Here is a 24,199-nt window from a genome sequence, read left to right as displayed (position 1 = left end):
GTTCTGTCTTTTTTGATTTTTTTTCGAGATGCATTGATATTTATGCCTAAGAAATTTATTCGACGTTTTTTGCCAAGCCATCAAAGCATCAAGCAAAACAAAGCTTTAAAAATATTCGGAAGCGTCCTACACGAGCCTAATTTATGGCACCTAAATCGCCGTTCAGCGGCTGGCGCTTTTGGAATCGGCCTATTCTTCGCGTTCTGGCCAGTGCCTTTTCAGATGTGGCTTTCTGCTGGTTTAGCCATTCCTTTTCGAGTGAATTTACCGCTTTCAGTCGCAACCGTATGGGTAACTAATCCCTTCACTATTCCTCCTATATTTTACGGCGCTTACAAAGTTGGAACTACTGTACTCGGGACTAAACCTGAACACTTTGAATTCCAGTTCAGCTGGCATTGGGTAGTGGAAAGTATTAATACCATAGGGCCTGCGTTTTTAGTGGGTTGTGGTATTTGCTCGGTGGTGTTTGGCTTGGCGGGGTATTTTTCGTTAAATTGGGTTTGGCGTTTTCAAGTTAAAAAGGCATGGGAAAGACGTCGTCAATTGCGCAGTCAGCAAGCTAATTAAAACCAATACCTTACTGAAATATTGTTAAACCTTAAGTTTTAAGGTGTTTTTCACCACTGGATAAATAAGAACGCCACTTCATTGAAGTGGCGGTTTTTATGATGAAATCAGATTCACTGATAAGCACTTTCGATATGGGCACTTTCGAAATTGATATCTTCGAATTACTCTCCATGCCCTTTACAAAAAAATCATAAAGGGCACATCAGATTATTCATGCTCAGACAAAAACGCTATCAGGGCAGCTTCGTCCCATACCTCGACATCAAGTTCCTGCGCTTTTGTAAGTTTTGAGCCCGCTTTTTCTCCAGCAACCAAAAAGTCAGTGTTTTTACTTACCGAACCGGCAACTTTAGCACCTAATAACTGTAACCGTGCTTTTGCATCTGAGCGTCCCATTTCGCTAAGTGTACCGGTAATTACACAAGTTTTACCTTCCAACGGCAGGTTTTCCGCATCAGGTTTTTCGATGGCTGGCCAATGCACGCCTTCTTTTAAAAGTGCATCAATTACATCTGTGTTATGAGACTCATTAAAGAAATTGAAAATATGCGTAGCTACCACACCTCCCACATCTTGCACTTCAACTAGCGCATCAAGCGATGCGTCTCGAATAGCTTCAAGGGTTTCGAAGTGCGCGGCTAAATTAGCAGCGGTCGCTTCCCCAACTTCCCGTATACCTAATGCATAAAGAAACTTAGCAAGGGTAGTCTTCTTCGATGCTTCCAACGAAGATAACAACTTGCTTGCTGACTTTTCCGCCATTCTTTCAAGGCCGACTACGTCACCCAGTGAAAGCGTAAAAAAGTCTGCGGGGCTATGAACCAGGTCAGCATCTACAAGCTGGTCAACTAATTTGTCACCCAGACCGTCGATATCAAATGCTTTACGCGAGGCGAAGTGCTTAAGTGCTTGTTTACGCTGCGCTGCACATATTAAACCACCTGTGCAGCGTGCAACGGCCTCGTCTTCAAGCTTTTCAACCTGAGAGTCACACACTGGGCACTGGCTTGGAAAAGTGATGTCGGTTTCATCACCTGTACGATTAGCCTCTACTACTGATACCACTTGAGGAATAACGTCACCGGCGCGACGAATAACAACCGTATCACCAATCTTAACGCCCAAGCGCGTAATTTCATCTTGATTGTGAAGCGTTGCATTCGATACCGTTACGCCACCAACAAATACCGGCTCTAGTCGCGCAACTGGGGTTACAGCTAAGTGTCACCAGAGCAACCTAATTTCAATTAGAGAACATCCGGTTATATTAGACTTTATATCAAAAATAAAATAGCTTCACCTATTTGAAAACATACAGGTAGGAAATGCAAATGGATACGACAATGAGCTTAGATGAAAAATATGCCTTTATCAAAATCCATTATGGAGAGTCTATACACGGTGGCACGGTTGAACTGTTCAAAGAAATAAGCTACTCCCAAGTCATGAAAATATCAAAAAATCTTGTTGCATATAGCAATATCCTCTGCCCTGTATTGCTATCTAGTGGTAGAAAGGACTTAACTTATTGTTTGAAACTTGTAGCTATAGATTTAAGCCAGCGACTTGCTAAACCTACTGCATATTCAAACTTTATATCACTAAAAACACATATTATTAAATTGATAGAGCGTGGCGATATAACTTGGGTACCTTATTCTACAGAACATCTCTCTTTTCTCAGTGTTGCTATCCCCAAAATGACTTATGAAGAACTTAAAAAGCAAGCAATCCCTAGAAAAATTCAATTAGGATTCAAGCATGTAAATCCTAAAATTGGAGTATTTAAAGAAGTCCTGAATAAAACATGTAGCCCTGAAATCTCTGGCGCTTTGATAAATCACGCGATGGCATACAAGAAGAAAACGAAGCAGAGGATAATAGCTCAATTAACAGATTTTCTTAACGGTATAACTACAGATAAGCCTGATTGGTATAATCATCCACTGGTTTTACAAAGTGAATTAATTAAGTTCCGGGCGAACCTGCTTGACCGGTATCAAAGAAATACAGCTTATTTGCATTTCCATATTATTAGTAAAGCAATAAGAACACTAATGGAACAAGGACTACTAGACAGCCAAATAGACCTGCCTGACAACTATAAGGGGTCATGGCGTGATCAAACATTGCATGCAAACAATCCCTTAGTATCTAGCTTAGATTTATACGATTTAAAAAGTATATCTTCTAATAAAGATACGCCACGATTTCTCGAACTGTTGAAAAAAGAAATCCATACGAACCTTGCCTGCTTGACGGATGTAGCAAAAGATATTGTTTGGAAAGGTTATCAAGATTATTTATTAGGATCCGAAGTTGTTACTCAATATAAAAATTTCATTGTACAACATACAGATAAAAACATTGATATCGAAGCTGAGCTTGCTCCCAAGTTTCAAGCTAAATTAAGCGCGATTTGGCCAGAAAACAACATATCTGACTTTTTAACATCTAAGCGCGTTGCGTATTATGACAGCAACTATGAGTTTTATATCGCAGGTGGGACCAATGACCCAAATAGCCCTTACAAAGTAAGTAATTCTGTAAACAGATATTTGGGACTGACCATAGAAGTAGCTTCAGCTATGCAAACGATAATCGTGGAAGAAATTGGCATCAATCCATTTTCTCTCTACGATATCTCGATATCATCTGACGGGGTTGGTAGAGAGTTTGTTCAAATTACTGATGAAGGGTCTGTCCGACTTCGCGCTTTAAAAAAACGCGCAAAACAATCAAAAACAAGGAAAGCTAAAGGAGGCCCCGTCTTACTCTCACAGATACAAAAATCAGATATAGATGCTGCTACTTGTCTGAAAATGGCTTTAGAAATGACAAGTAGAGCCAGAAATTCGAGCGAAATTAGAAAGCTTTGGATAATTCGGACAGCAAATGGGGTGCAACATGTTTCAGACACTGCATTTCAACATAACTTTAACAAAATGAAAGCGAGCCTACCTAGTGAAAATAATGCCTTACAACACTCAACATTAAAAAAAATAAGAGGTTCCAAAGGGGTGTTAATATTTCTTCAATCAAGAGGGGATGCATTGAGAACCGCAAATTACTTAGGTAATAAAGTCGAAACAACCTTAAATAGATACATTCCCCCTTATCTATCAGAGCTAATCTATAGAAATAAAATTAGAGCGTTTCAAAATATATTGCTATACATGGCGATTGGTTTGGAAGATTCGCCCTCAGACGCGCTTAATATGAGTGAGGAGGAATTAAAGTCTCAGCTTGAAGTTGCTTTTAACAATGAAGATATGGGTGGTAATTTTTACGACAAACTTAAAAACCCGAATGATGAAAATACCCAGAATAAAGAGGTGTATTTTTGTGTTTCTATCGACAATATAAAAACAGCTCTTATCTATATTAAAACTGGTAGTGATCCGATACTTAAGGAGCAATGTGTCAATGCTGTTTCAGCAATATCTGAAAGCACTGTCATAATGAAACAAATGCTCCGAACTGCTCAACTTGCAGTGCAAAAAAGCGAGGTTAAATAAAACATGAGTGAAAGTGCAAATTTAATAGACGATGATTTTGTTGACTTTTCCAAATTGATTGATTCCGCAGGAAAGTTTGAATACGAAATGCCCAGATGGCTATTAAATGACAATATTTACGACCAAGAATGGTTAGCTTCAAAAGTGGCTATAGATATTGACTACTATCGTAAGAACAAAAACAAAGCACTAAAGATAAATTTTAAAAGAAAGATTTCTGACGTGGAGTATTTGACTGACGGAAATAATGAACCTTTATTGAAAGACATTATGCATAGCTTATTATACTTGGACGCACGAGGAAAAATAACACGACCATTAAGAGCTAAAGCCATTCTGGTCGCCATTACAGACTTAATTAAACATGCTAATGAGGTTCGGCAAAAAAAATCAAGATTGCTTGTACGGGGACTAGATCAAATAAAATTAAACGAGCTTAAAGATTTTATTATGGATTATAATACACAGCCTCATGTATTTGCTGCCGCCCTTAAAATCATAGATTTGAACTATGGTTCATCTTCACGAATCGACTGGATTAAGATAAAAAATGAGCTTAATTTAACAACAAGATCACTAATGTCATTGCAGCACTCTTTGAAAAAACACTATAAGAGTAACCCACCTAAAAACGATAAGAGTTCTTATCAAGAAGACCACTCAGTGACAAAGAAATGGAACCAACCCAATAAGGTTCGTGAATTTCAACCTGCGAATACAATGGATTTCGATATAGACACAGATTTACAACCTTCAGAAAAGACAATATCAAATATAGTATCTTTGCTTGAGGCGGTCTACACAGCAAGGGCATCTCAAAAGTATAAATTTGCTCACTCGCCCGCAGCATTATTTAGCAATGGTGAAACTCTGTTTGATAGCATGAGACAATCAATAAAAACCCCCATAATGCCTACTTCTAATTACCTGCATTCTATTTCAACAAGCCTTAAATTTGCTAGGAAGTATGGTTATGCTATCCGCCAGCATTTATCCGTTCTTGCGAAAAATGAGCTTAAAAAAGTAGATAACAGCGACGTTTACCGCTCAAGCTCATCATTACAAGAGGAAGTGTTTAAAGAAACACCTTTGCCAGACGTATTAAAAGAACTGAATACTACGTCGTGGTGTGACGACAATTTGGTGTGCTTCAGCCAATTTAGACGAGAAATGTCCATGGCCGTTGCGATAAGGTTATATTTAGCCTCAATTTACATACTAGTAGCAGGTTTTGTTGCTAGTAGAGTTATGTCTATGAGAAGTTTAAAACGGAACTGCTTTGTTCAATCGCCTATTGATGGACTTTTCGATTTAGTCTTAAGAATTCCAAAAACTTCTGAACGTATTGAACTTGAAGATGTTCACCGCCCAATACCAGACTTGATATTCGATTATGGCTTAGAGTTTGCACTTTTAAATAATGTTCTAGAAGAGAGAAGAGGCTTTATTGTAGATGAAAACGAACAGTTCTTATTTGGTGGTTTTTTGTCACACACGTCTTTTAAAGCCTATACATCAGAATTTGCTCAATCGCGTGTTACCCCTCTCAGCGATGATTATATAAATGGTTGCCTAGACTTGTTTGCAGACTGGAGTTTCTCTCCCTTAATTAATGGAAAACGATGGTATCCAAGAAGTCACCAATACCGACGAACGTTTGCTGTACTGTATTTCAACATGACTGACAATACGGGGTTAGAAGAATTGTCCTGGTTTTTGGGGCACGCTGACCTAGAGCAAACTTTTCACTACGCAGAAGTATCTCCAAGTTCCGAGTGGATTGACGAAGCAGAAGTTACAATTGCAAGGATTGGTGCTTCTCTTGGTAAGGCGATACTGGGTGATTCAAGCGTAACAAATATTGTAAATACAGCTCGTAAAAAAGCAAAAACATCTCTGGTAATTGAACCTTTAGTAAGAGATTTGATCGATGAGCATAAAAAAAATACTGGTGAGACAGTTCGATTTCATCGAATTGAAGGAAATGCTGTGTTTTTTTATTTTCAGAAAAAAGAGGCATATTGACGTGGCGAGATTTCAAAAAGGGCAAACTTCTCAATCTGTAATTTTGAAAAAAAAAATGATCACTGAATCAATGATTCGTAAAAGTGAAATCCTCAATAGCATAAAGCATTATGATGAGATTCCCGATAGCTTAACGACCAGTAAATCCACCATCACTAAGACAATGGTAAATAAGTGGCACGACGACTCATTAGGCGTAATAAGGTATTCTTACAACTCTTCAATGACAGAACACAACGCATTAGCTTTACGCGAATTATCAGTTGCTATTGAAGACCTTAATGTAAGGCTTAAAAAATCAGAAGCAAACAAAAATAAAAACGTTGCGATAAAAAAGACTCGGTTAACAACCCATGATATTAATGAGTTGAAAAGAGAAAATGAAGACTTAAAATCTGCACTTGCAGAAGTTTACAGGGCATACATGCAACTTTTAGATAATTGTAGAGAGGACGAACAAATAGACAAAGCTTATAGAAAACTGATTTTGGATCAGGCTCGTATTTTAGGAAATAACAGATTGGCTTTGATAAAATAATGTCATATGTCATGACGGCTAAATCACCCTGCCTTGATTTCCTTATAACCAGTCAGCGCAGAAATGAAAAACATGATTGCTCACTGTCTTTAATAATGAAGAAAGGCGGTGGCATAGATTGGCACGCCAATGCTTACCTAACCAAATTGGGCGGAGGCGCTCAAATATTTAATATTAGGCCGTTAGCACCGACGGTTACAAAGAAAGCTTATAGCCTAAATATATTTTGTTCTTTCCTTGAAGATAAAAAAATTTCTCTATCCGACATCAATGATTCGGCTTTATATCAATTCATAGGCGTATTAAAAGATCGAAAGATTGCCGATGAAACAGTATTAACGCACGCCAGAGTCGCTTTGGGTTACGTTATATTTTTATCTGATGAAAATCCCCACTGGAAACTAGCAACTGAAGAAAAAGACACGGTGAGAGCATACAGTGTTCATTACTCTGAAAAGAAGTTTAAAGCAGGTAATAGAGAAATAACTTATGTAGATCATGTATCATTTGCGGGGTTGATTAGCATTGCCGTGGACGTAGAGTATATTCACGATCATGAATTTGTTTTATGGTTGGACGCCATTAATGAAAGCACGTATCACCCAGAGCTTAATGAATTTTTAATATACAGATGGCAAGCCTTCTCCACACTACTTGAGATTACTGGGGCAAGAATAAGTGAAGTTCACCAGATAACAAAATCTTCAGTTGAAAACGCTTCTAAGTCGCTCCTGAATTCCAAGAAGTGTGTATTAAGAGATATTCCGATTCTAAAGGGTAAATATAAAGGTAAAAAAAGAGAAGTAGAAGTCACAGGTGATGACCTACAGATCATAATGTATTACCTAAAGTTAGTCGAAAACACATTTCCCAACCAAAACCATGACGCCATTTTTGTTGATGCACGAAGTGGCAAACCATTGGCAAAATCATATCTAAAAAACTATGCAAAAAAAGTAATTAATGCCAGTAAGTATAAGGAAGAGTTGCGCCATGTCACAAATCACTCTTTCCGACACAGATTTATTACAATGAATGTAGCTAAGGCGATTAAGAAACTAGCAGCATCAGGAAGCTTTAATAATATTTTGAGTGTTGCTGCTACAGCATGCCGAAAAGTCACAATGCATGCTTCAAATGCAACTATGGCAAGATATGTCCATTTGGCGTCTGAACTGAATCATCAATCAACTCAGCTAGATAGTGTTTTACTTGCAATGTCGTCTCAGGTCAGAATTAGAATGATTAGAATGATAAATATCAGTAAGTCCTTGAAAGCGAAAAAAATCGATGAGACTGAGGCGATTCAATCGTTATTGACTAACATTGACGAGATTGCAAAATTCGATTTATAAGTTGTCTTAGTGTGGTTGCCAGATCAAGTCTGAGCTAGTACAAGTTACTAGTACAAGTTACCGCACTTTACGCTCAATAATCTTTCCACTAAGACCACTACAATCGTTCCCTGTAGTGGCAGAATAAACCCGTACACCTTCTTATAATTCGGCTACCAATAGATAACAGTCACAAAGTTAATTAAACACCGGCAAATATTTATTTGGTTTAAATAAGGTAACTGTATATTATTCAATATAATCGGGACAAAATAATTGAGCCGAAGATATTTGGGAATTAATATGACCGTCAGCTCTTATGAAAAAGACCTCGCTATATGTGAACATGTATTTAATCATTTTATTTTAAGTGACCAATTCTTTGGATTTGTCACCATTGGTATCCTTGCAAAGTATGCTAACAAAAATAATGTTTATTCTAGTGATTTTAAATTATTGGTTCGCGAACGAGGTTTTGATTTAAAATCAAAATGTAACGAAAGAGGCGTATACTTCTCTCGCTCGTGCTCCAAGGCTCTCGCAAACAAACATCCAGTTAAATTATTACGATGTGCTGAAATACAATCAGTGATTGCTGAAAGCGGTATAAAGGGGGCTTTATCGCAGTTAAAAATTAAAAGGAGCATAATCGACCAACTCTTTTACGAAATGCTAGGGTCGGTGCAGTACCGAACCAATTTTTTAGAGCTTGGATGGGATATTGCCGACTTACCCCACCTTACCACTCCTCTTTATAAACAGATGGTCAAATACATAGTAAACAATCAGGTTACCGATAAGCATGCATTACGCAATGCAATTGTGAGAGATATGAATGATGGAAAAAAATGGTGGTTGCACGAACATTTAGTGAATACTGACAAGCCTGGCTTCATTTACGTAGCTATGCTGTCAGAGGAAAACAATTTGTATCGGGTTAAAATAGGCCAGACTGAGCGTGAAATAAAAAAACGCCACAGTGAACATCTCAGAGCAAAAAAAGTAAATATCGATACCACGTTTTTGTGTAAATATGTCGAGTCTCCTGTTAAAGAAGAATCCGCTATTTTGTCTTATTTCAGGGAGCATGGGCAGCTGATTAGTGGCAGAGAAGAATTTATCATTAATAATAAGTTGGCAGCGACACTCAAGGACTATTTAGTCAGCGATGTTAGCTTTGCTACTTTCGTTTCTCAAGCACAATAATAGCCTAAAGATGTCCATAAAAGGCGTAGCAGTCCAAATTACAATGGCAAGTTGGCAACTAATCTCTTAGCATGAACGATATTCCCTAATTTCGGGACATAAGGTTTCACTGTCATAATGCAGTGATGATTAAATCTCTTGCACATCCCGATTATTTAGCCCTTACAAGTTGGCTTAAAAATTCCCGTAAACAGAAAGGGTTAACTTTGAGAGATGTTGCTGAAAGAATTGACGAACCATTTCAAACAGTGAGCAAGATTGAAAATGCACAGCGCAATTTAACGATCTTAGAGTACGTAGAGTATTGCAGAGCAATAGAAGTAGATCCGGCAATTGGCTTAGATTTGATCATTAAACTATCGTCAAAGAGAAGATATTGATAGTACACCTTGAGATGGTTTTATCGGTTGCTGCAACAAGGCCTTCTTTTCATAGAATCGAATAGTATCTACACCCACATTTGCTTCCTTTGCGAGTTTACTTATTGTGTACATATAAAGCCCTAAATAGTTTGACTCACTTACTAAACGAAAAATAGCATCAAGTCATAATTTATACCGAGTTTGCATAAATTCATCACGAGCATCAACAATAACTGATGATGGCAATTCGACAAAATCGAACGGTAAAAACAACACAACCCCTTGGTCGTCATGCTCAGTCACACCCTAAAGTCGTCTATAAAGAGCCTGATATCACAGAGTTAGCATGGCAGATGTCTTTTTTAAAGAAATCTGCCGTTCACTTCTCCTTTATTTAAGTTTTCTGCCGTGCACAAGTCGATATAAAACAGGCAAGACTATCAATGTCAGCAAAGTAGAAGAAATTATTCCGCCAATGACCACTGTTGCCAAAGGTCGCTGCACTTCTGCTCCCGTTCCCACATTAAGCGCCATTGGCACAAAACCAAGGCTAGCAACCAATGCCGTCATCAGTACCGGCCGCAAACGCGTTAAAGCACCATCAACAATAGAGTTAATTAACTCACCTGTCTCTTCCAGCCTTTGACGGATAAACGACAACATAACCAAACCGTTAAGCACAGCAATGCCAGACAGTGCAATAAAACCAACGCCTGCTGATATAGACAAGGGCATGTCTCTCACCCATAGCGCAAAAACGCCACCTGTTAATGCTAAAGGCACACCGGTGAAAATTATCAATGCATCTTTCACCGAGCCAAAGGCAATGACTAGCAATGCAAGAATTAAGAAAAGCGTCGCTGGGACAACAAGGCTCAATCGCTGACTCGCACTTTCTAACTGCTCGAACGTACCGCCATAATCAACCCAATAACCACTTGGCAATACGACATTTTCTGCTATTTGCATTTTTGCTTCAGTAACAAACGAGCCTAGGTCGCGCTCTCTTACATTCGCCGTTACCACAATACGGCGCTTGGCGTTTTCTCGGCTGATTTGACTGGGTATACTGGCATATTTAAGCGTTGCAACCTCTGCTATAGGCACATAATCACCATCCCCTGTCATAATGGGTATGGTGCCTAGCGTATCAAGATTATTGCGAATATCCTCTGAGTAGCGCACGACTATCTCGAATCGCCTGTCGCCCTCGAATATCAAGCCAGCTTCTTTGCCGCCAATCGATGCGCTTAACCAAGTTTGCAAATCAGTGACATCCAAATTATAACGCGCTAAAGCATAAGGCTTGGGGTTCACAGTAAAGATAGGAATTTCATCAACTTGCTCAACGCGTGCATCCGCAGCGCCGGGTATATCTTGCAGTACCGCTAATATATCACCGGCTGAATCGCGCAGTTTATTTAAATCATCCCCATAAATTTTTATACCTAAGTCGGCTCTAACGCCACTAATTAATTCGTTAAACCGCATTTGGATAGGTTGAGTAAACTCGTAATTATTGCCGGGCACGTTTTGAAGCTCACGCTCCATTTGCTCGACAAATTCGGCTTTAGATAAAGTAGGATCTGGCCATTGGTCGATAGGTTTCAACATCACAAACGTATCGGTAACATTTGGCGGCATCGCATCTGTGGCAACTTCTGCCGTGCCGGTTTTAGCAAAGACAGTGCTCACTTGTGGGTACTGCATAATGACGTCTTCCAGCCTTTTTTGCATATCCACGGCTTGCTCTATGCCAGTGCCGGGCACTCGCATAGCGTGCAAGGCAATATCCCCCTCATCAAGTTGAGGAATAAATTCAGAGCCAAGTCGCATGCTTAGCCAAACGCTTACAACAACCAATAATGTCGCTGAGCCTATTACCAACCAACGTAGTTTAAGCGACCATAAAAGAACCGGACGATACACCGATTTCGCCCCAACTATAATTGGGCTCTCTTTTTCACTGACTTTACCCGACATAAACATCGCAACGGCTGCTGGCACAATAGTGATTGAGAACACCATCGCAGCAAGTAATGCCAAGATAACGGTGGCCGCCATCGGGTGAAACATCTTCCCTTCTACCCCTGTTAAACTAAAAATAGGGATATATACAATGGTAATAATCATCACGCCAAAAAGACTAGGTCGTATTACTTCGTTGGTTGCTTCATATACAACTTCAAGTCTTTCCTTGATGAGCAGCACTGAGCCGGTTCGCCGCTGCGCTTCACTTAAGCGCCTGATACAGTTTTCAACGATGATAACCGCACCATCTACAATTAACCCGAAGTCTAACGCTCCTAAGCTCATTAAGTTTGCGCTTACTCCTGTTTGCACCATCCCTGTTATTGTGGCGAGCATAGCGAGCGGTATCACAGCGGCGGTAATAATAGCTGCTCTTATATTCCCAAGCAGAAGAAACAACACCACAATCACCAGTAATGCGCCCTCAACGAGGTTTTTACGCACGGTATTGATGGCTTTATCTACCAGTGCGGTCCTATCGTAAACGGTTTCTATTATCACACCTTCGGGCAAGCTAGCTTGGATTTCATCCACTTTGTCAGCCACTGCCAAGGCCACAGCACGACTATTTTCACCAATGAGCATCATGGCAGTGCCTAAGACGGTTTCCTTACCCTCTCGTGTCGCAGCCCCCGTTCGAAGCTCTTTACCAATAGCCACTTCGGCAATATCGTTAACGGTCACTGGAGATTGGTTAGTGAGTGTCACCACGACATTACCAATATCTTCAATTGTGGCCAGCTGCGCTTGAGAGCGCACCAGTATTTGTTGACCGTTACGTTCGATATATCCGGCACCTTGATTGGCATTATTTCGCTCCAATGCCCTCAGCAGATCGTCAGTGCTCACACCATAATTAAGCATACGTTGAGGATCAGGATTCACATGATATTGCTTGGTAAAGCCGCCAATAGCGTTTACTTCGGTGATACCTTTTACTAAAGCGAGTTGAGGTTTTACCACCCAGTCATGCAGTTCTCGTAGTGCCATCGCATCAAAGTCTCTGCCGTCAGCCGTCAATGTGCCCGGCTCAGCGCTGAGCGTGTACATGTAGATTTCACCCAGACCCGTGGCAATCGGCCCCATTTCTGGCTCGATACCCTCAGGTAGCTGACTTTTAATAATGCCTATCCGCTCATTAATGAGGTTTCTGGCAAAGTACAGGTCGGTGCCTTCTTCAAATACGGCGGTCACTTGAGACAAGCCATAACGAGATAGTGAACGGGTATAATCCAAGTTTGGCAAACCCGCTAAAGCGTTTTCTACCAAAAAGGTGATGCGCTGCTCAGTTTCAAGCGGCGAATAACCAGTTGCTTGTGTATTGATTTGAACTTGGATATTGGTGATATCGGGTACGGCGTCAATAGGCAGCTTTTGATAACTAAATAAGCCAAAACCAATGACTAAAAAACTCAGCATCAAAAATATACCGCGCCTGTCGATTGCAGTGCGAATAATGGAGGCTAGCATGTTAAGCCTCCCTTAGAGCCTTGCAGTAGCAAACATGTATATTCAGGTTGTATTGAGGCATTAATGATCATGACCGGCCTCCGATTTTTCTAGATCTGCTTTGATCAGGTAACTATTTGTAGCCACCACACGCTCACCTATTTCAATGCCGCTTATGACTTCAATATAGCGACCATCAGTTACACCGAGCTGCACGGGTCGTGGTTTATATTCATTATCATGGTTAACAAATACCACTTGCTTTTCTTCATACTCTTGCACGGCAGTCACAGGCACCATATGACTCACGGCCTTGGTGGTTGTCGTTACCTGCGCTTTTACCAAGGTGCCTAATGGCCAATAGCCACTGCTATTGTCAACAGTGACATTAGCAAGCGAATGCGGACTACTATCAGCAGATGGTGTCAGGTAAGCAATTTCAGATAGCTGCTCAAAGTTTGCATGCCTTAATTCAACAGCTTGTCCGACCTTAATTTTGCCGAGGTGCTGCGAGAACACGGTTAATTGTGCCCACACATCCTTGTAGTTGGCTAAGGAAAAAAGTACTTGTCCGTTTGATAACTCACCATTGTTGGCATGCCGAGCTATTACGTTGCCATCAAATGGAGATGTAATTGAGTAGCTTTTTAAACTCTCATTTGATTCTACGACCGCTAAAATATCTCCTTTTTTAACGGTGTCGCCAATGTTGACTTTGACATCGTTGATCACACCGTCAAAACGCGCTCTGATATGACTCAAAGAAGCAGGATCTGCACTTATTCGGCCATAAAGTGTGGTCGAGAGTGCAATGTCGCCAGCAATAACATTTGTGGTAGTAATGCCATTTTGCAAAGCAGTCTCGTCGCTCATCGCAACGACTTCACCAGCGTGTTTATCATCCTCATGAGAATCACCGTCTGCGTGTTTGTCTCCCGCGCTCACCGCCCCATGTATCATCATTAGCGTGATGCTTAAAACGAGTACTTTTAATATTGTGAATGTTTTTAATAGAGTAAATTTATTCATGATAGTTACTTCTTATCGAAATGTTTGATGGCTGCTGCATAGTGATGTCGTGCGCTAGCTTTTTGGAAGCGTTGCTCTTTGCAGTATCCGTTTTTGCAGTGCTGCTTTGTGAAGCCTTAAGTGCGAGACCGGTAAGCGTTTCAATTTCTGTTTTGCTTAGGTGCACTTGAGACGCCGCCTCAATTAATGTCAGGCGCGTATTTAAGAACTCTTGTCGAGTAGATACCCACTCCAAATAGCTAAACCGGCCATCTAAATAGGCGCTTTCGACTAACTCCAAGGCTTCTGTAAGAGGCGGTATGACAGTTTGTTGGATAGCGTCAACCTCTAATAATGCGCGGGTGTGCTCACCTAAGGCTTGATTAACTGAATGTAAAAGACTGCGCACATTACTCTGTTTTTGCACCTCTATTGCATCAAGGCGAGCTTTTTGCGCCTCGTATTCACCTAAGTTTCGTTTTTGTTGAAACAATGGCACGCTGATCCCGGCTATTAAAGCAGTTTCATCAATACCTTGTATTCGTCGAATACCCGCCGACCACTCAATGTCAGCTCGATTATTGGCTTGCACTAATCTGAGCTGTGCTGCTTGAACACGGCTTTGTTTTGCAAACAAGTCTATATGCGGACTGCTTTGGATAGCGGCAGAAAGCATCTCGAATGACCCAATGTCTTGAAACGCAAAAAGCTTACCTTCCACACGCTTAAAAGTGGGCGTTTGTTCGCCCCACATGGTGGCAAGACTGCGCAGTGCAAATTGAAGACCTTCTTGAGCTAATTTAACATCGAGTTTTGCTTGGGCTAGCGCTGCTTGGGCGCGTTTTTGCTCTAGCAATGGTGACGCGCCTGCATCAACGCGCTTAGAAACTGCGTTATAGGTATAGAGTGCAAGTGTCTCTGCATCGTTTTGCACGTCTAAGGTGGCTTGCAATACAAGTGCATCGATGTACCGACGATTCAGCTCGCCAAGGACATCCAATGTGCGTATTTTCTTTTCCACCTCTTGTTGTATTTTACGCTCAGAGAGTACGTCCAATCTTGCGCTAGGCTTGTCGTTGAGCTGTAGTACAGATGACAAGGTCAAACTGACTTCGAGCTCCTTAATGCCCGACACCTCGCCGGTTCCCATAAAGTTTTCTAGTTCAATCCCAGCATTCAGTGCGGGTTTAAGCGCGGCAGTTTTTGATTCACCGTCAATCACTCGCTGTCTAAATTCAAACTCATACAAACTTGGATTATTGGCAAGTGTAAGTCTGATTGTATCTTCAAGGCTCAGCGTTTCTCGTACGGGCGCTTGAACACCTTCATCTAAATAGCGACTAGTTTGCACCGCTTGTGCGGCAATTGGACTCAATGTTAAGCCCAGCATGCAAGCAAACGCAATGGCGCGTGCATGCACAAAAATATGAAACATTTTCATTAGAATATCCTAATAATTTATCAATATTCAGTGACGCGCTTTTTCTCAGCGAGACACTATCGAAAGCGATATTAGGATAGTGTTTTGGGTGGGCGTAGTAATCGGTTGATGGGTGCGTCGATAATCGCATCCAAATAATTAAAGTTGTGGGTAGACACCACAGATTGTAGATTGTTGATGTCGTGCTGGCCTAACCACTGCGCATGCGTACCGTGGCAGTGGCCACAATGATGGCAATCGGCAGGGTTATGGTGATCTGCTTTTGCTGACTCACCAAGCACTTTAGTTGGCATATCATTTGAAGCTTGATTGTGCTCTGAATGCTGATGTTCATGTTGCAAATGTTGTGTGTCTATTGCATGAAAATCTAACGAATTGGCCACAGCAGAAAACGACTGAAAGAGTATCAGCGAGATCATGATGTAACTTATTCGTTTTAAATTTTTCATAAGTGCCAGTCTACCAAGCCTATTTCACTTCGTCACGACATTGTTCGTCAGCAAATTCCAGCTCTACTGTGGTATGTTCAAAATGATACTTTGCTAATGAGCTTTGTATGCCCTCTTTCAATGACTGTATGTGCTCAACACTGACTTCACCTTCCAACACAAGGTGGACAGTCATCACATTGCGCTCTCCGTCTAAAGACCAAATATGAAAATGATGGAGGTCGCTTATCTTATCGTTTGCAAGCAAGTCGTTTCGGATTTTTGACATTTGCTCTTCATCTGGCGTTGCCTGTAAAAATAGCATCAGGGTTTCTTTTAGGTTACGAAACACATTGAAGAGGATGAACAAAGTAAAGCCAATGGACAGGATGGGATCTAAAATCGCCCAAGGCTTAAACATTAAGACGATGGATACAATAAATACGGCAACCCAACCGAGAACATCTTCTAGCAAATGCCAATTAAGCACGCGCTCATTTAATGACGTTCCTTCGCTTAGTTTATAAGCGGCGAAACCGTTTACTGCCATACCAAAAATAGATAAGGCTAACATCCCCTCTACTTGTGGCATTTCAGGCACAGCCAAACGTGGGATTGCTTCAAACAATATCCAAATAGAACCTACCGTGAGCACTAAACCGTTAATCAACGCGCCCAATAAAGAAAAGCGCTTATATCCATATGAGAAGGTTTTATTAGCTGATTTATCGCTAAGTTTGTTCAATCCCCAAGCTGTGCCAATTGACAAACTATCGCCGAGGTCATGCACCGCGTCTGCCATGATAGCGGTGCTGTTGGTTAGCCAACCACCGATAAACTCGATGATGGTGAACACCACATTTAAAAAGAACGCCCAGCCAATGCGCCTTGATGCATCGTCTGAATTTCCATCTGAGTGCGTATGGCTATGTGAATGATTATGACTGTGCATGTTTGATCTTATCCAAGATTACTTTATTTGCAGGTGAAAGCGGCATGAGTTTGAACGGGCTTACACTTGCCCCGCCCGTATTGCCCTCCGGCAACAAGCCAATAGCCGTTTTGGTAACAGCACCAATCAGCCTGAAGAGCTGCCCGAAGACTTCTATAAAGTCCTTACGTTTTAATCCAAACTTGAGCATTTCATAGTGTACTCGGGTATGGTGATAAGTTGAATGTTGCCCAATCACATGTGCATCTTCCAATGCTGTAAATCCAGCCTCATCATCTTTGTCAGTAAATAATTTATGTGCTTCATTCAATTTCTGGGTTACGTAAGGCTTTGCTGCTTGCGTAAAATTCATAAAACTTCTCCATTAGATGCGCTGTTATTACGAAGTTCTTGCTTGGCATCTTTTAAGATTAAGATTGCACCCCGCAAGACGATAATTGAAACAATAAAGCCAATCACTAAATCAGGCCAGCGAGTGTCAAATAGATAAACCGTCACTCCCGCTACAATTACGCCCACGTTGGCAATAACGTCATTCGCCGAGAAAATCCAACTCGCTCGCATATGTACTTCGCCACTCTTCTGTTTTCTAATGATTGCTAAACATATAACGTTAGCGATTAAGGCAACAAACCCCATCCCCATCATTAACAATGACTCGGGGTCACTGCCTAATATCGAACGACGAGCAATATCTAATAAAATAATAAGGCCTAGAATCAATTGAAAATATCCGCTAATTTTTGCGGCATTTGCTTTGTGAATGATGGTTTTACCCACTGCATAAATACCAATGCCATACACCACCGCATCCGCAAGCATATCCAATGAATCAGCAATAAGCGCTGTTGAGTCAGCCAATAACCCTACACTCATTTCAACAACGAACATAACGGCATTAATGCCTAATAACCAATACAACACCCTTTTTTGTTCTTGGTCTTTGATTTCAATGTCGCACCCACAGCCGCTCATAAAAACACTCGCTTTACTGACTTATGACACAAGTGTAAACTCTATACTTGGTATAGAGTCAAGCGCATTAGGTAAAGTAAAATGAAAATAGGACAGTTAGCAGATAAAACGGGCTTAAGTATTCAAACTATTCGCTTTTATGAACGAAAGGCGTTGTTAGCAGCACCACAGCGCACGCAATCGAATTATCGAAGTTATTCGGACGAAGCACTAAAGCAGTTGCTGTTTATTAAGCAATGCCGTTCGCTAGATATGACGATTGAAGAAATTAGTTTAGTACTAGAAACACGAACTAACCCAGAAAGCAGTTGCGAAAACGTCAATGCTACAATGGACAAACATATTGATGATATTAAGCATCGAATATCTGAGCTAAACGCTCTACAGAAAACACTTAAATCCATGCGAGCCGCTTGTAACGACGATAAGAAAATCAAGGAATGCGGTGTTTTGCACAGAATAGACAGCATTGTAGATTCGCACTGCCCTGCAAAACGTAACGACTGAGCCTCAATGACTCGTTCGCTAGCGAACGGTATAACAAGTTGTTGCCTCACAATAAATAGTATTTCCAATGAAACGCTAGTTTTACCGATTGGGTTATAAAATTAAATATCCTGAAATCTATTTAATCCTTGAGCCATCCGCACAATTTCTTGATTTTCCAGTGCCAGTAAGTTGTCCAAAAGTTCTTTATGATGAGGGATTACAGCCTGCTCTCTTAGATAAGAATAAAGTGCTATCACTTCTTGATGTTGTTCAATTACGATTGCTGCAATCTCTGAGTCTGCCTTTTGTTCAAATGCGCCGTCGCAATGTTCGTGTAAAACTATTGGATTCTTTTCCAAATATTCTATAAAGAGCGTTTCCAACTCTCCAGATTCCGCTTTCACTGAAAATGATTTAATAAGCGCTGCTAAATGCTCCTCATGAGCAATCAAGTATTGCATTGCCATTTTTGAGCGCTCAGAATTATTTGGTTCGCAATGCGTGAGGCAGCTTGCTAGTTGTTTATGGAAATCCATGGTCCACTCTAAAATATCTCTTACACTTTCTATTTTCATACTAACTCTCGATATCCCGCACAGATTAAAAAGGCTCCAGACAGAAATTTAAAGTAAATACCGCTTAAAATCATAACGGCTAGATTACAGTTGCATTACAAATTTGTCAGATCCGCTCGTTTATGTGTCGTTTCACGTTGGGTCACTTTAAATTAAAAATTAAGCCATGAATACGTCACCACTTATTCGCTTATTTCAATTAAGAAAGAGGCTAAAACTCTCATCTAGGCTTGACTAGTCATAGTCGGACTGCTTTTTGCACTACTCTCAAATATGACTAGGAGAGAGTGACTATATGGACATTAAGTTGTGCTCTACTTCCCAAGACTTAGGGCGTTTTGACTTGATTTGTTGTAGAAGAGCGATTTTTTATTTCTGTAAGGTTGATTGCATTATTTACCTACATATGTGAACTTTTTACCCGATATTGACGGGGTTTGAGCAACATTATGAACGCAAATAAAACAGATAAAGGATTACTTGATGCATTTGTAAAATGCGCTGCGTGCCTCGCTTTGCTTGTTTTATCATTGTCTAGTGTTGCATGTGAGCCTTCAAACAAAAATGACGCAACTGCCAACTTCATTGAGTCCGCAACGACTCAGCATCATTCTGACAATACGCAACATTTGGAACATTCGCAACACTCGGAACATCAAGATCATACAGAGTGCGACGGTAAGTGTTGTGACGGTGTTTGTGAGTGTAAATTAGGCTCGAGCTCTAACCTTTCATCAATGGTTGCACCTGTTTTGAAATCAATCAATGCACCATCTTTTTCAAACTTTTATTTCTTCAATTTTTATCATTTCTACTCGGGGTTTAGCCTCCTGAGGCCGCCTAAAATCAACTTCAATTCTTAAGCAGTTTGTCAGGTTACTACCTTACAAACATGTAAACAGTGCAGCGTATCGCACATATCGCTAAAGAAGTGAGGTTCTTATGAATAATCGAATGAAGCAACATAGGCGCATTTTTTTGAGAAACGCGGCTTATGCCACTGGTGGCTTTGCCCTGCTAGGTCAGATGAGAGCACCTTGGGCTTTCGCAGAGGGTTATAGCAATAGCAAAAATGACAACAGTATTGCAGAGGTAAACTACGGGGATGCAGTAGTAAGTGGGAAAAACATCAACATGACTATTTCTCGCCAGCAAAAGAAAATTGCCGGCGATGTTGCAAGCCCTATTACCATCAACGACATATCACCTGGCCCATTGCTCCGGTTAAGAGAAGGTCAGCAAGTTAAGATTCATGTTACCAACGAATTACCAGACAGCACGTCTATTCATTGGCATGGTTTTATTCTCCCATTTAACATGGATGGAGTACCTGGCGTTTCATTTCCTGGTATCGACCCGAACTCTACGTTTACCTATGAATTTGATATAAAACAAAACGGCACCTATTGGTATCACAGCCACTCGGGACTGCAAGAGCAACTGGGGCACTTAGGCCCGGTCATCATTGACCCTTCCGACGGTGACATAGGTGCAGACAGGGAGCATGTCATTCAGTTAAGCGATTGGACCTTTGAAGATCCACACGATGTGTTCAGGCATTTGAAAGTGGCAGAGGGTTACTACAACTATCAACAACGCACCATAAGCGACACTGTTAACGATATTAAAAAGCAAGGTTTTTTTAATACAGTAAAAGAAAGAGCTATGTGGGCCAATATGCGGATGAATCCCAGAGATATTCTCGATGTAACAGGCTCCACATATACATATTTAATAAATGGCAGAGATGCTCAAACCAACTGGACCGCGCTCTATAAGCCCAATGAAAGCATTCGATTAAGGCTCATAAATGGCTCCGCCATGACGTATTTTGATTTTCGTATTCCGGGCCTCGAAATGACGGTAGTGGCTGCTGATGGACAACCAATAAAACCCGTTAAAGTCGATGAACTTCGAATCGCGGTTGCTGAAACCTATGATGTAATTGTAAGGCCAATCGGCACGACTACATACACTCTTTTTGCAGAAAGCATGGACAGAAGTGGCTTTGTTCGTGGAACGCTTAGTACTGAACTTGGGAAAGAAGCGCCTGTGCCGACATTGCGTGAAATGCCAGAGCGTGGCATGGCGGCCATGGGGATGAATTCAGATATGGCCGGGATGGAAGGCATGAACAAGCAATCTAATAAGCCAATGAATAAAGAAGAGTCTTCTGAGTCATCAATGGACACAATGAATGACCATTCATCGATGCATATGCGAGCACTCCCGGTAGATAATATTAATATTGAGCATGATGAGGAGGGTCATGGACCCGGTGCAAGTATGCTTGCAACAAACCCTACCAGTCGACTTGATGAGCCAGGCATTGGCTTAGAGGACGCAAAACATCGGGTACTATTATATAGCGACTTGACCGGCGCTGAGGAATGGCCCGACACCAGAGAGCCGACCCAAACTATTGAATTACATCTTACTGGCAATATGGAACGTTATATGTGGTCGTTTGATGGACTCAAATTTAACGAAGTCGATGGCCCTATTCATTTTAGGTATGGCGAACGAATTCGTTTGATTTTAGTGAACGATTCTATGATGAACCATCCAATCCACTTACACGGTATGTGGATGGAGTTAGAAAACGGGAATTATCCGCCCCCCCGAAAACATACGATAAGTTTAAAACCCAGCGAAAAAGTGTCGCTCTTGATAAGCGCAGATGCCCCCGGAAATTGGGCATTCCATTGTCACCTGCTCTATCACATGGATGCGGGCATGTTCAGAATCGTATCGGTCTCGTAGGGGAAATTATATGAAAAACACGTCTAAAATTTTCAGTACTTTACTAATTGGTCTTTGCGCATCGTCTAATGCGCAAGAGATTCCATCAGATTGGCCAAAACCAGTCGAACAGTACAACACGGGCATGATTTTATTTGACCGTTTTGAATATACACGCACAAACGATGAAGAAAACATCGGAGTGTGGGACATGATCGGATGGTACGGCGGTGATACCTATCGCCTTTACTTCAAAAGTGAAGGCGAAAACAAGCAAGATGATGGCGAACCAACAGATTTAGAGCGAGCTGAGCTCCTTGCTAGTAAATTAATTGCGCCATTTTGGGAATTTCAAGTCGGTATTGGCACAAGAGGACTGCTAAGTAGCGATACGAGTATGGAGAACTATGCCGTCATTAGCTTGTATGGGGTTGCTCCTTATCAATTCGAAATGGATAACTCCATTGTGATTAATGAGGATGGTGATGTCAGTTTCTCAGTAGAAGCCGAATATGAAATAAGAGTAACCCAAACGTCATTCTTACAACCGAGACTTGCCCTTGCTGGTTCGCTTTCAGAATCTGAAAGGTTTGACCGCCCCTCTGGCCTCAATTCGATACGTTTAGGTTTGCGATATCGCTATGAGTTTGCAAGAGAGTTTGCACCATACGCAGGCATTTATTGGAGTCGGAGTCTCGTTAATAGCGCTGATATTGCTCGAAACAAGGGTGAGTCGGTAAGTGAAACTGGTTTCGTGGTGGGTGCTCGATTCTGGTTTTAAGCGCTTTTAAAAGGAGCAATCAATGGAAGTAATTATTCAGTTGATGATAGCTTTAGTGGCAATAGGCCTCGCTACGACGAGTCATTTTTTAAGCCTCAGAGCGTTAAAAAATTACGTTGTTAGCTCAGACCTTTCTGCATACTTAAAGCTCATTGCAGTAGTTTATGGCATAACCTTTAGCCAGTTGATAGCTGCCTTTTGGTTCGCCGTAGGGTTTCTGTTATCTATAGAGATCGGTCTAGGCGATTTGCAGGGATCAAGTTCTCTTTATTTTATTGAAATTTATTACTTCTCACTCATTAACTTAACCACCTTAGGATTAGCTCAACTAGAGCCAATTGGGCATTTAAATTTCTTATCAGGTTTGGAGGCAATGACGGGCTTTTTGCTTGTTAGCTGTTCGGCCTCTCTAATATTTAAAACAATGAATCAGTCCTAGAAGGACAGACAGGATAACGTGATGACTAAATATACAAAATTTTTAGCAATGATCTTTACATCAACTGCGGCCATGCTGTTAATGATGTATTTCAATACATATGCATTTGACCACATTTTTTTTAGCGAAACGCGGTTTTACATGGCTATCTATATGGGCTCAATAATGGCAATCATTATGTTGCTATTTATGCTTAACATGTATGAGAACAAAGCCAAGAATTGGACAATTTTGCTAGGTAGCGGACTCATCTTTGTGATCTCACTGTACCTAGTCCGCTCTCAATCAACCATCGCTGATGAAGCGTGGATGAAAGCAATGATACCGCATCACTCTATTGCGATTTTAACTAGCGAGCGAGCCAATATCTCAGATAAGCGAGTCCTCAAGCTAGCAAACGAAATCATTGCGGCGCAAGAGCGAGAAATCAAGGAAATGAAATGGTTACTAGAGGACATAGAGAAGAATGGTGAAGTAAAAACTGAAGCTGAAGTTGAAAGTCGTCAAGTACCGGATTTCAGTCAAAAATAGACACGCCATTGGAAAATTACAAATTACTTATAATTAGGAGAAGACCATGGAATTAAGAGCAAAATTATATCGAATGCATACAGATGAACACATTTGTCCCTATGGCTTGCGATCTAAAGACCTACTGGAACGAGAAGGGTATCAAGTAGAGGACCACAAGCTAGCAAGTCGTGAAGAAACCGATAAGTTCAAAAACGAACACGAAGTAGAAACAACCCCTCAAACGTTTATCAATGGAGAAAGAATCGGAGGGTATGACGATCTACGTGAATATTTTGATTTAGGGGAAGCAGGACAAACGGGCACCACCTATACACCTGTCATTGCAATATTTTCAGTTGCATTGTTAATGGCACTAGCAATCGCATATGCCTTTGTTCAAAGCAATTTTTTCATTCAAGTTATAGAATTATTTGTTGCATTTAGCATGAGCTTATTAGCGATTCAAAAGCTTAAAGATCTCTATAGTTTTACGAACTCCTTCATCACCTATGACTTACTCGCTATGAGGAATATACGCTACGGCTACATTTACCCCTTTGCCGAAGCGTTCGCTGGAATCGGAATGCTCGCAGGCCTGTCTGGTTATCTCGTTGGCCCTGTCTCTCTATTTATCGGGACAGTAGGCGCGGTTTCAGTATTCAAAGCGGTGTATATTGATAAGCGTGAACTCAAATGTGCATGCGTGGGCGGTGATAGTAACGTACCGCTTGGCTTTGTATCACTCACAGAAAATCTCTTTATGATTGCCGCAGGGTTATGGATGCTCTCAACCGCAATGATTTAAAGACGGTGGAGACAT

At 41.0% G+C, this 24,199-nt stretch carries 22 protein-coding genes and 1 pseudogene; 13 read left to right on the top strand and 10 right to left on the bottom strand.

Annotated features, from left to right (window positions below):
* Positions 1-42 precede the first annotated feature (42 nt).
* A complete protein-coding gene (locus ACM0P2_RS09950; protein ID WP_159120342.1) occupies positions 43-570 on the top strand; it encodes a DUF2062 domain-containing protein in 528 nt (175 codons plus the stop codon).
* 210 nt (positions 571-780) lie between these two features.
* Here ACM0P2_RS09950 and ligA read toward each other — a convergent pair.
* Positions 781-1,791 (bottom strand): annotated as a pseudogene (gene ligA / locus ACM0P2_RS09945) (NAD-dependent DNA ligase LigA); the annotation flags it as partial.
* 113 nt (positions 1,792-1,904) lie between these two features.
* Between ligA and ACM0P2_RS09940 the strand changes: the two are divergent.
* The 6 genes from ACM0P2_RS09940 to ACM0P2_RS09915 all read left to right on the top strand — a co-directional run bounded on the left by ACM0P2_RS09940 (position 1,905) and on the right by ACM0P2_RS09915 (position 9,574).
* Entirely contained in the window at positions 1,905-4,091 is a 2,187-nt protein-coding gene (locus ACM0P2_RS09940; protein ID WP_052009988.1) for a hypothetical protein, read from the top strand.
* 3 nt (positions 4,092-4,094) lie between these two features.
* Entirely contained in the window at positions 4,095-6,116 is a 2,022-nt protein-coding gene (locus tag ACM0P2_RS09935) for a hypothetical protein (RefSeq protein WP_419227647.1), read from the top strand.
* 1 nt (position 6,117) lies between these two features.
* Positions 6,118-6,654: a hypothetical protein gene (locus ACM0P2_RS09930; RefSeq protein ID WP_032094202.1), complete on the top strand. Its 537-nt coding sequence runs from the start codon at positions 6,118-6,120 to the stop codon at positions 6,652-6,654.
* Positions 6,655-6,665: 11 nt separating this feature from the next.
* Entirely contained in the window at positions 6,666-8,009 is a 1,344-nt protein-coding gene (locus tag ACM0P2_RS09925) for a site-specific integrase (protein WP_232043425.1), read from the top strand.
* A 282-nt stretch (positions 8,010-8,291) separates the two neighbouring features.
* Complete coding sequence (locus ACM0P2_RS09920) at positions 8,292-9,194, top strand: GIY-YIG nuclease family protein (RefSeq protein ID WP_032094204.1); 903 nt, start codon at positions 8,292-8,294, stop codon at positions 9,192-9,194.
* 125 nt (positions 9,195-9,319) lie between these two features.
* The gene (locus tag ACM0P2_RS09915) at positions 9,320-9,574 is read left to right on the top strand and encodes a helix-turn-helix domain-containing protein (protein ID WP_032094205.1); all 255 of its coding nucleotides are present in this window, start codon (positions 9,320-9,322) and stop codon (positions 9,572-9,574) included.
* Here the strand turns inward: ACM0P2_RS09915 and ACM0P2_RS09910 are convergent.
* The 8 genes from ACM0P2_RS09910 to ACM0P2_RS09875 form a co-directional block, all read right to left on the bottom strand.
* On the bottom strand, positions 9,557-9,688 hold the full coding sequence (locus tag ACM0P2_RS09910) for a MerR family DNA-binding transcriptional regulator (protein WP_232043427.1): 132 nt from the start codon (positions 9,686-9,688) through the stop codon (positions 9,557-9,559). The genes ACM0P2_RS09915 and ACM0P2_RS09910 overlap by 18 nt on opposite strands.
* A 258-nt stretch (positions 9,689-9,946) precedes the next feature.
* A complete protein-coding gene (locus ACM0P2_RS09905; RefSeq protein ID WP_032094206.1) occupies positions 9,947-13,057 on the bottom strand; it encodes an efflux RND transporter permease subunit in 3,111 nt (1,036 codons plus the stop codon).
* A gap of 60 nt (positions 13,058-13,117) precedes the next feature.
* Positions 13,118-14,065: an efflux RND transporter periplasmic adaptor subunit gene (locus ACM0P2_RS09900; protein ID WP_032094207.1), complete on the bottom strand. Its 948-nt coding sequence runs from the start codon at positions 14,063-14,065 to the stop codon at positions 13,118-13,120.
* Positions 14,058-15,485, bottom strand: a complete 1,428-nt coding sequence (locus ACM0P2_RS09895; RefSeq protein ID WP_032094208.1) for a TolC family protein — start codon at positions 15,483-15,485, stop codon at positions 14,058-14,060. Before ACM0P2_RS09895 ends, ACM0P2_RS09900 begins: the two co-directional genes overlap by 8 nt.
* Before the next feature lie 71 nt (positions 15,486-15,556).
* Entirely contained in the window at positions 15,557-15,934 is a 378-nt protein-coding gene (locus tag ACM0P2_RS09890) for a hypothetical protein (RefSeq protein WP_032094209.1), read from the bottom strand.
* Between the two features lie 19 nt (positions 15,935-15,953).
* Entirely contained in the window at positions 15,954-16,865 is a 912-nt protein-coding gene (locus ACM0P2_RS09885) for a cation diffusion facilitator family transporter (RefSeq protein ID WP_032094210.1), read from the bottom strand.
* Positions 16,852-17,217: a DUF3703 domain-containing protein gene (locus tag ACM0P2_RS09880; RefSeq protein WP_032094211.1), complete on the bottom strand. Its 366-nt coding sequence runs from the start codon at positions 17,215-17,217 to the stop codon at positions 16,852-16,854. Before ACM0P2_RS09880 ends, ACM0P2_RS09885 begins: the two co-directional genes overlap by 14 nt.
* On the bottom strand, positions 17,214-17,840 hold the full coding sequence (locus ACM0P2_RS09875; RefSeq protein WP_032094212.1) for a cation transporter: 627 nt from the start codon (positions 17,838-17,840) through the stop codon (positions 17,214-17,216). The genes ACM0P2_RS09880 and ACM0P2_RS09875 overlap by 4 nt, the downstream gene beginning before the upstream one ends.
* 81 nt (positions 17,841-17,921) lie before the next feature.
* Between ACM0P2_RS09875 and cadR the strand changes: the two genes are divergently transcribed.
* The gene (gene cadR / locus ACM0P2_RS09870; protein ID WP_032094213.1) at positions 17,922-18,347 is read left to right on the top strand and encodes a Cd(II)/Pb(II)-responsive transcriptional regulator; all 426 of its coding nucleotides are present in this window, start codon (positions 17,922-17,924) and stop codon (positions 18,345-18,347) included.
* A gap of 101 nt (positions 18,348-18,448) precedes the next feature.
* On the opposite strand, the gene ACM0P2_RS09865 is transcribed toward cadR, so the two are convergent.
* On the bottom strand, positions 18,449-18,904 hold the full coding sequence (locus tag ACM0P2_RS09865; RefSeq protein ID WP_013783939.1) for a hypothetical protein: 456 nt from the start codon (positions 18,902-18,904) through the stop codon (positions 18,449-18,451).
* A gap of 942 nt (positions 18,905-19,846) precedes the next feature.
* On the opposite strand from ACM0P2_RS09865, the gene ACM0P2_RS09860 reads away from it, so the two are divergent.
* The 5 genes from ACM0P2_RS09860 to ACM0P2_RS09840 are packed head-to-tail and all read left to right on the top strand — an operon-like array spanning position 19,847 to position 24,184.
* The gene (locus ACM0P2_RS09860) at positions 19,847-21,667 is read left to right on the top strand and encodes a copper resistance system multicopper oxidase (RefSeq protein WP_032094215.1); all 1,821 of its coding nucleotides are present in this window, start codon (positions 19,847-19,849) and stop codon (positions 21,665-21,667) included.
* A gap of 10 nt (positions 21,668-21,677) precedes the next feature.
* A complete protein-coding gene (locus tag ACM0P2_RS09855) occupies positions 21,678-22,427 on the top strand; it encodes a copper resistance protein B (RefSeq protein ID WP_032094216.1) in 750 nt (249 codons plus the stop codon).
* A 22-nt stretch (positions 22,428-22,449) separates the two neighbouring features.
* On the top strand, positions 22,450-22,866 hold the full coding sequence (locus tag ACM0P2_RS09850; protein ID WP_032094217.1) for a hypothetical protein: 417 nt from the start codon (positions 22,450-22,452) through the stop codon (positions 22,864-22,866).
* A gap of 21 nt (positions 22,867-22,887) precedes the next feature.
* Positions 22,888-23,397 (top strand): DUF305 domain-containing protein, encoded by a 510-nt coding sequence (locus ACM0P2_RS09845; protein WP_032094218.1) that lies wholly within the window; start codon positions 22,888-22,890, stop codon positions 23,395-23,397.
* 46 nt (positions 23,398-23,443) lie between these two features.
* Entirely contained in the window at positions 23,444-24,184 is a 741-nt protein-coding gene (locus ACM0P2_RS09840; RefSeq protein WP_032094219.1) for a MauE/DoxX family redox-associated membrane protein, read from the top strand.
* Positions 24,185-24,199 lie beyond the last annotated feature (15 nt).

Origin of the sequence: Alteromonas sp. OM2203 (assembly GCF_048517045.1) — a bacterium.
GTDB lineage: Bacteria > Pseudomonadota > Gammaproteobacteria > Enterobacterales > Alteromonadaceae > Alteromonas > Alteromonas gracilis.
This window is presented reverse-complemented; position numbering and strand designations above follow the sequence as displayed.

Bases quoted from the DNA above. Each gene is read 5' to 3' on its own strand.
- ACM0P2_RS09905 (WP_032094206.1), bottom strand. From the start codon at position 13,057: ATGCTAGCCTCCATTATTCGCACTGCAATCGACAGGCGCGGTATATTT.
- ACM0P2_RS09865 (WP_013783939.1), bottom strand. From the start codon at position 18,904: ATGAAAATAGAAAGTGTAAGAGATATTTTAGAGTGGACCATGGATTTC.
- ACM0P2_RS09935 (WP_419227647.1), top strand. From the start codon at position 4,095: ATGAGTGAAAGTGCAAATTTAATAGACGATGATTTTGTTGACTTTTCC.
- cadR (WP_032094213.1), top strand. From the start codon at position 17,922: ATGAAAATAGGACAGTTAGCAGATAAAACGGGCTTAAGTATTCAAACT.
- ACM0P2_RS09910 (WP_232043427.1), bottom strand. From the start codon at position 9,688: ATGTACACAATAAGTAAACTCGCAAAGGAAGCAAATGTGGGTGTAGAT.
- ACM0P2_RS09840 (WP_032094219.1), top strand. From the start codon at position 23,444: ATGGAATTAAGAGCAAAATTATATCGAATGCATACAGATGAACACATT.
- ACM0P2_RS09920 (WP_032094204.1), top strand. From the start codon at position 8,292: ATGACCGTCAGCTCTTATGAAAAAGACCTCGCTATATGTGAACATGTA.
- ACM0P2_RS09940 (WP_052009988.1), top strand. From the start codon at position 1,905: ATGGATACGACAATGAGCTTAGATGAAAAATATGCCTTTATCAAAATC.
- ACM0P2_RS09925 (WP_232043425.1), top strand. From the start codon at position 6,666: ATGACGGCTAAATCACCCTGCCTTGATTTCCTTATAACCAGTCAGCGC.
- ACM0P2_RS09875 (WP_032094212.1), bottom strand. From the start codon at position 17,840: ATGAGCGGCTGTGGGTGCGACATTGAAATCAAAGACCAAGAACAAAAA.
- ACM0P2_RS09885 (WP_032094210.1), bottom strand. From the start codon at position 16,865: ATGCACAGTCATAATCATTCACATAGCCATACGCACTCAGATGGAAAT.
- ACM0P2_RS09890 (WP_032094209.1), bottom strand. From the start codon at position 15,934: ATGAAAAATTTAAAACGAATAAGTTACATCATGATCTCGCTGATACTC.
- ACM0P2_RS09915 (WP_032094205.1), top strand. From the start codon at position 9,320: ATGATTAAATCTCTTGCACATCCCGATTATTTAGCCCTTACAAGTTGG.
- ACM0P2_RS09855 (WP_032094216.1), top strand. From the start codon at position 21,678: ATGAAAAACACGTCTAAAATTTTCAGTACTTTACTAATTGGTCTTTGC.
- ACM0P2_RS09880 (WP_032094211.1), bottom strand. From the start codon at position 17,217: ATGAATTTTACGCAAGCAGCAAAGCCTTACGTAACCCAGAAATTGAAT.
- ACM0P2_RS09850 (WP_032094217.1), top strand. From the start codon at position 22,450: ATGGAAGTAATTATTCAGTTGATGATAGCTTTAGTGGCAATAGGCCTC.
- ACM0P2_RS09900 (WP_032094207.1), bottom strand. From the start codon at position 14,065: ATGAATAAATTTACTCTATTAAAAACATTCACAATATTAAAAGTACTC.
- ACM0P2_RS09895 (WP_032094208.1), bottom strand. From the start codon at position 15,485: ATGAAAATGTTTCATATTTTTGTGCATGCACGCGCCATTGCGTTTGCT.
- ACM0P2_RS09845 (WP_032094218.1), top strand. From the start codon at position 22,888: ATGACTAAATATACAAAATTTTTAGCAATGATCTTTACATCAACTGCG.
- ACM0P2_RS09950 (WP_159120342.1), top strand. From the start codon at position 43: ATGCCTAAGAAATTTATTCGACGTTTTTTGCCAAGCCATCAAAGCATC.
- ACM0P2_RS09860 (WP_032094215.1), top strand. From the start codon at position 19,847: ATGAATAATCGAATGAAGCAACATAGGCGCATTTTTTTGAGAAACGCG.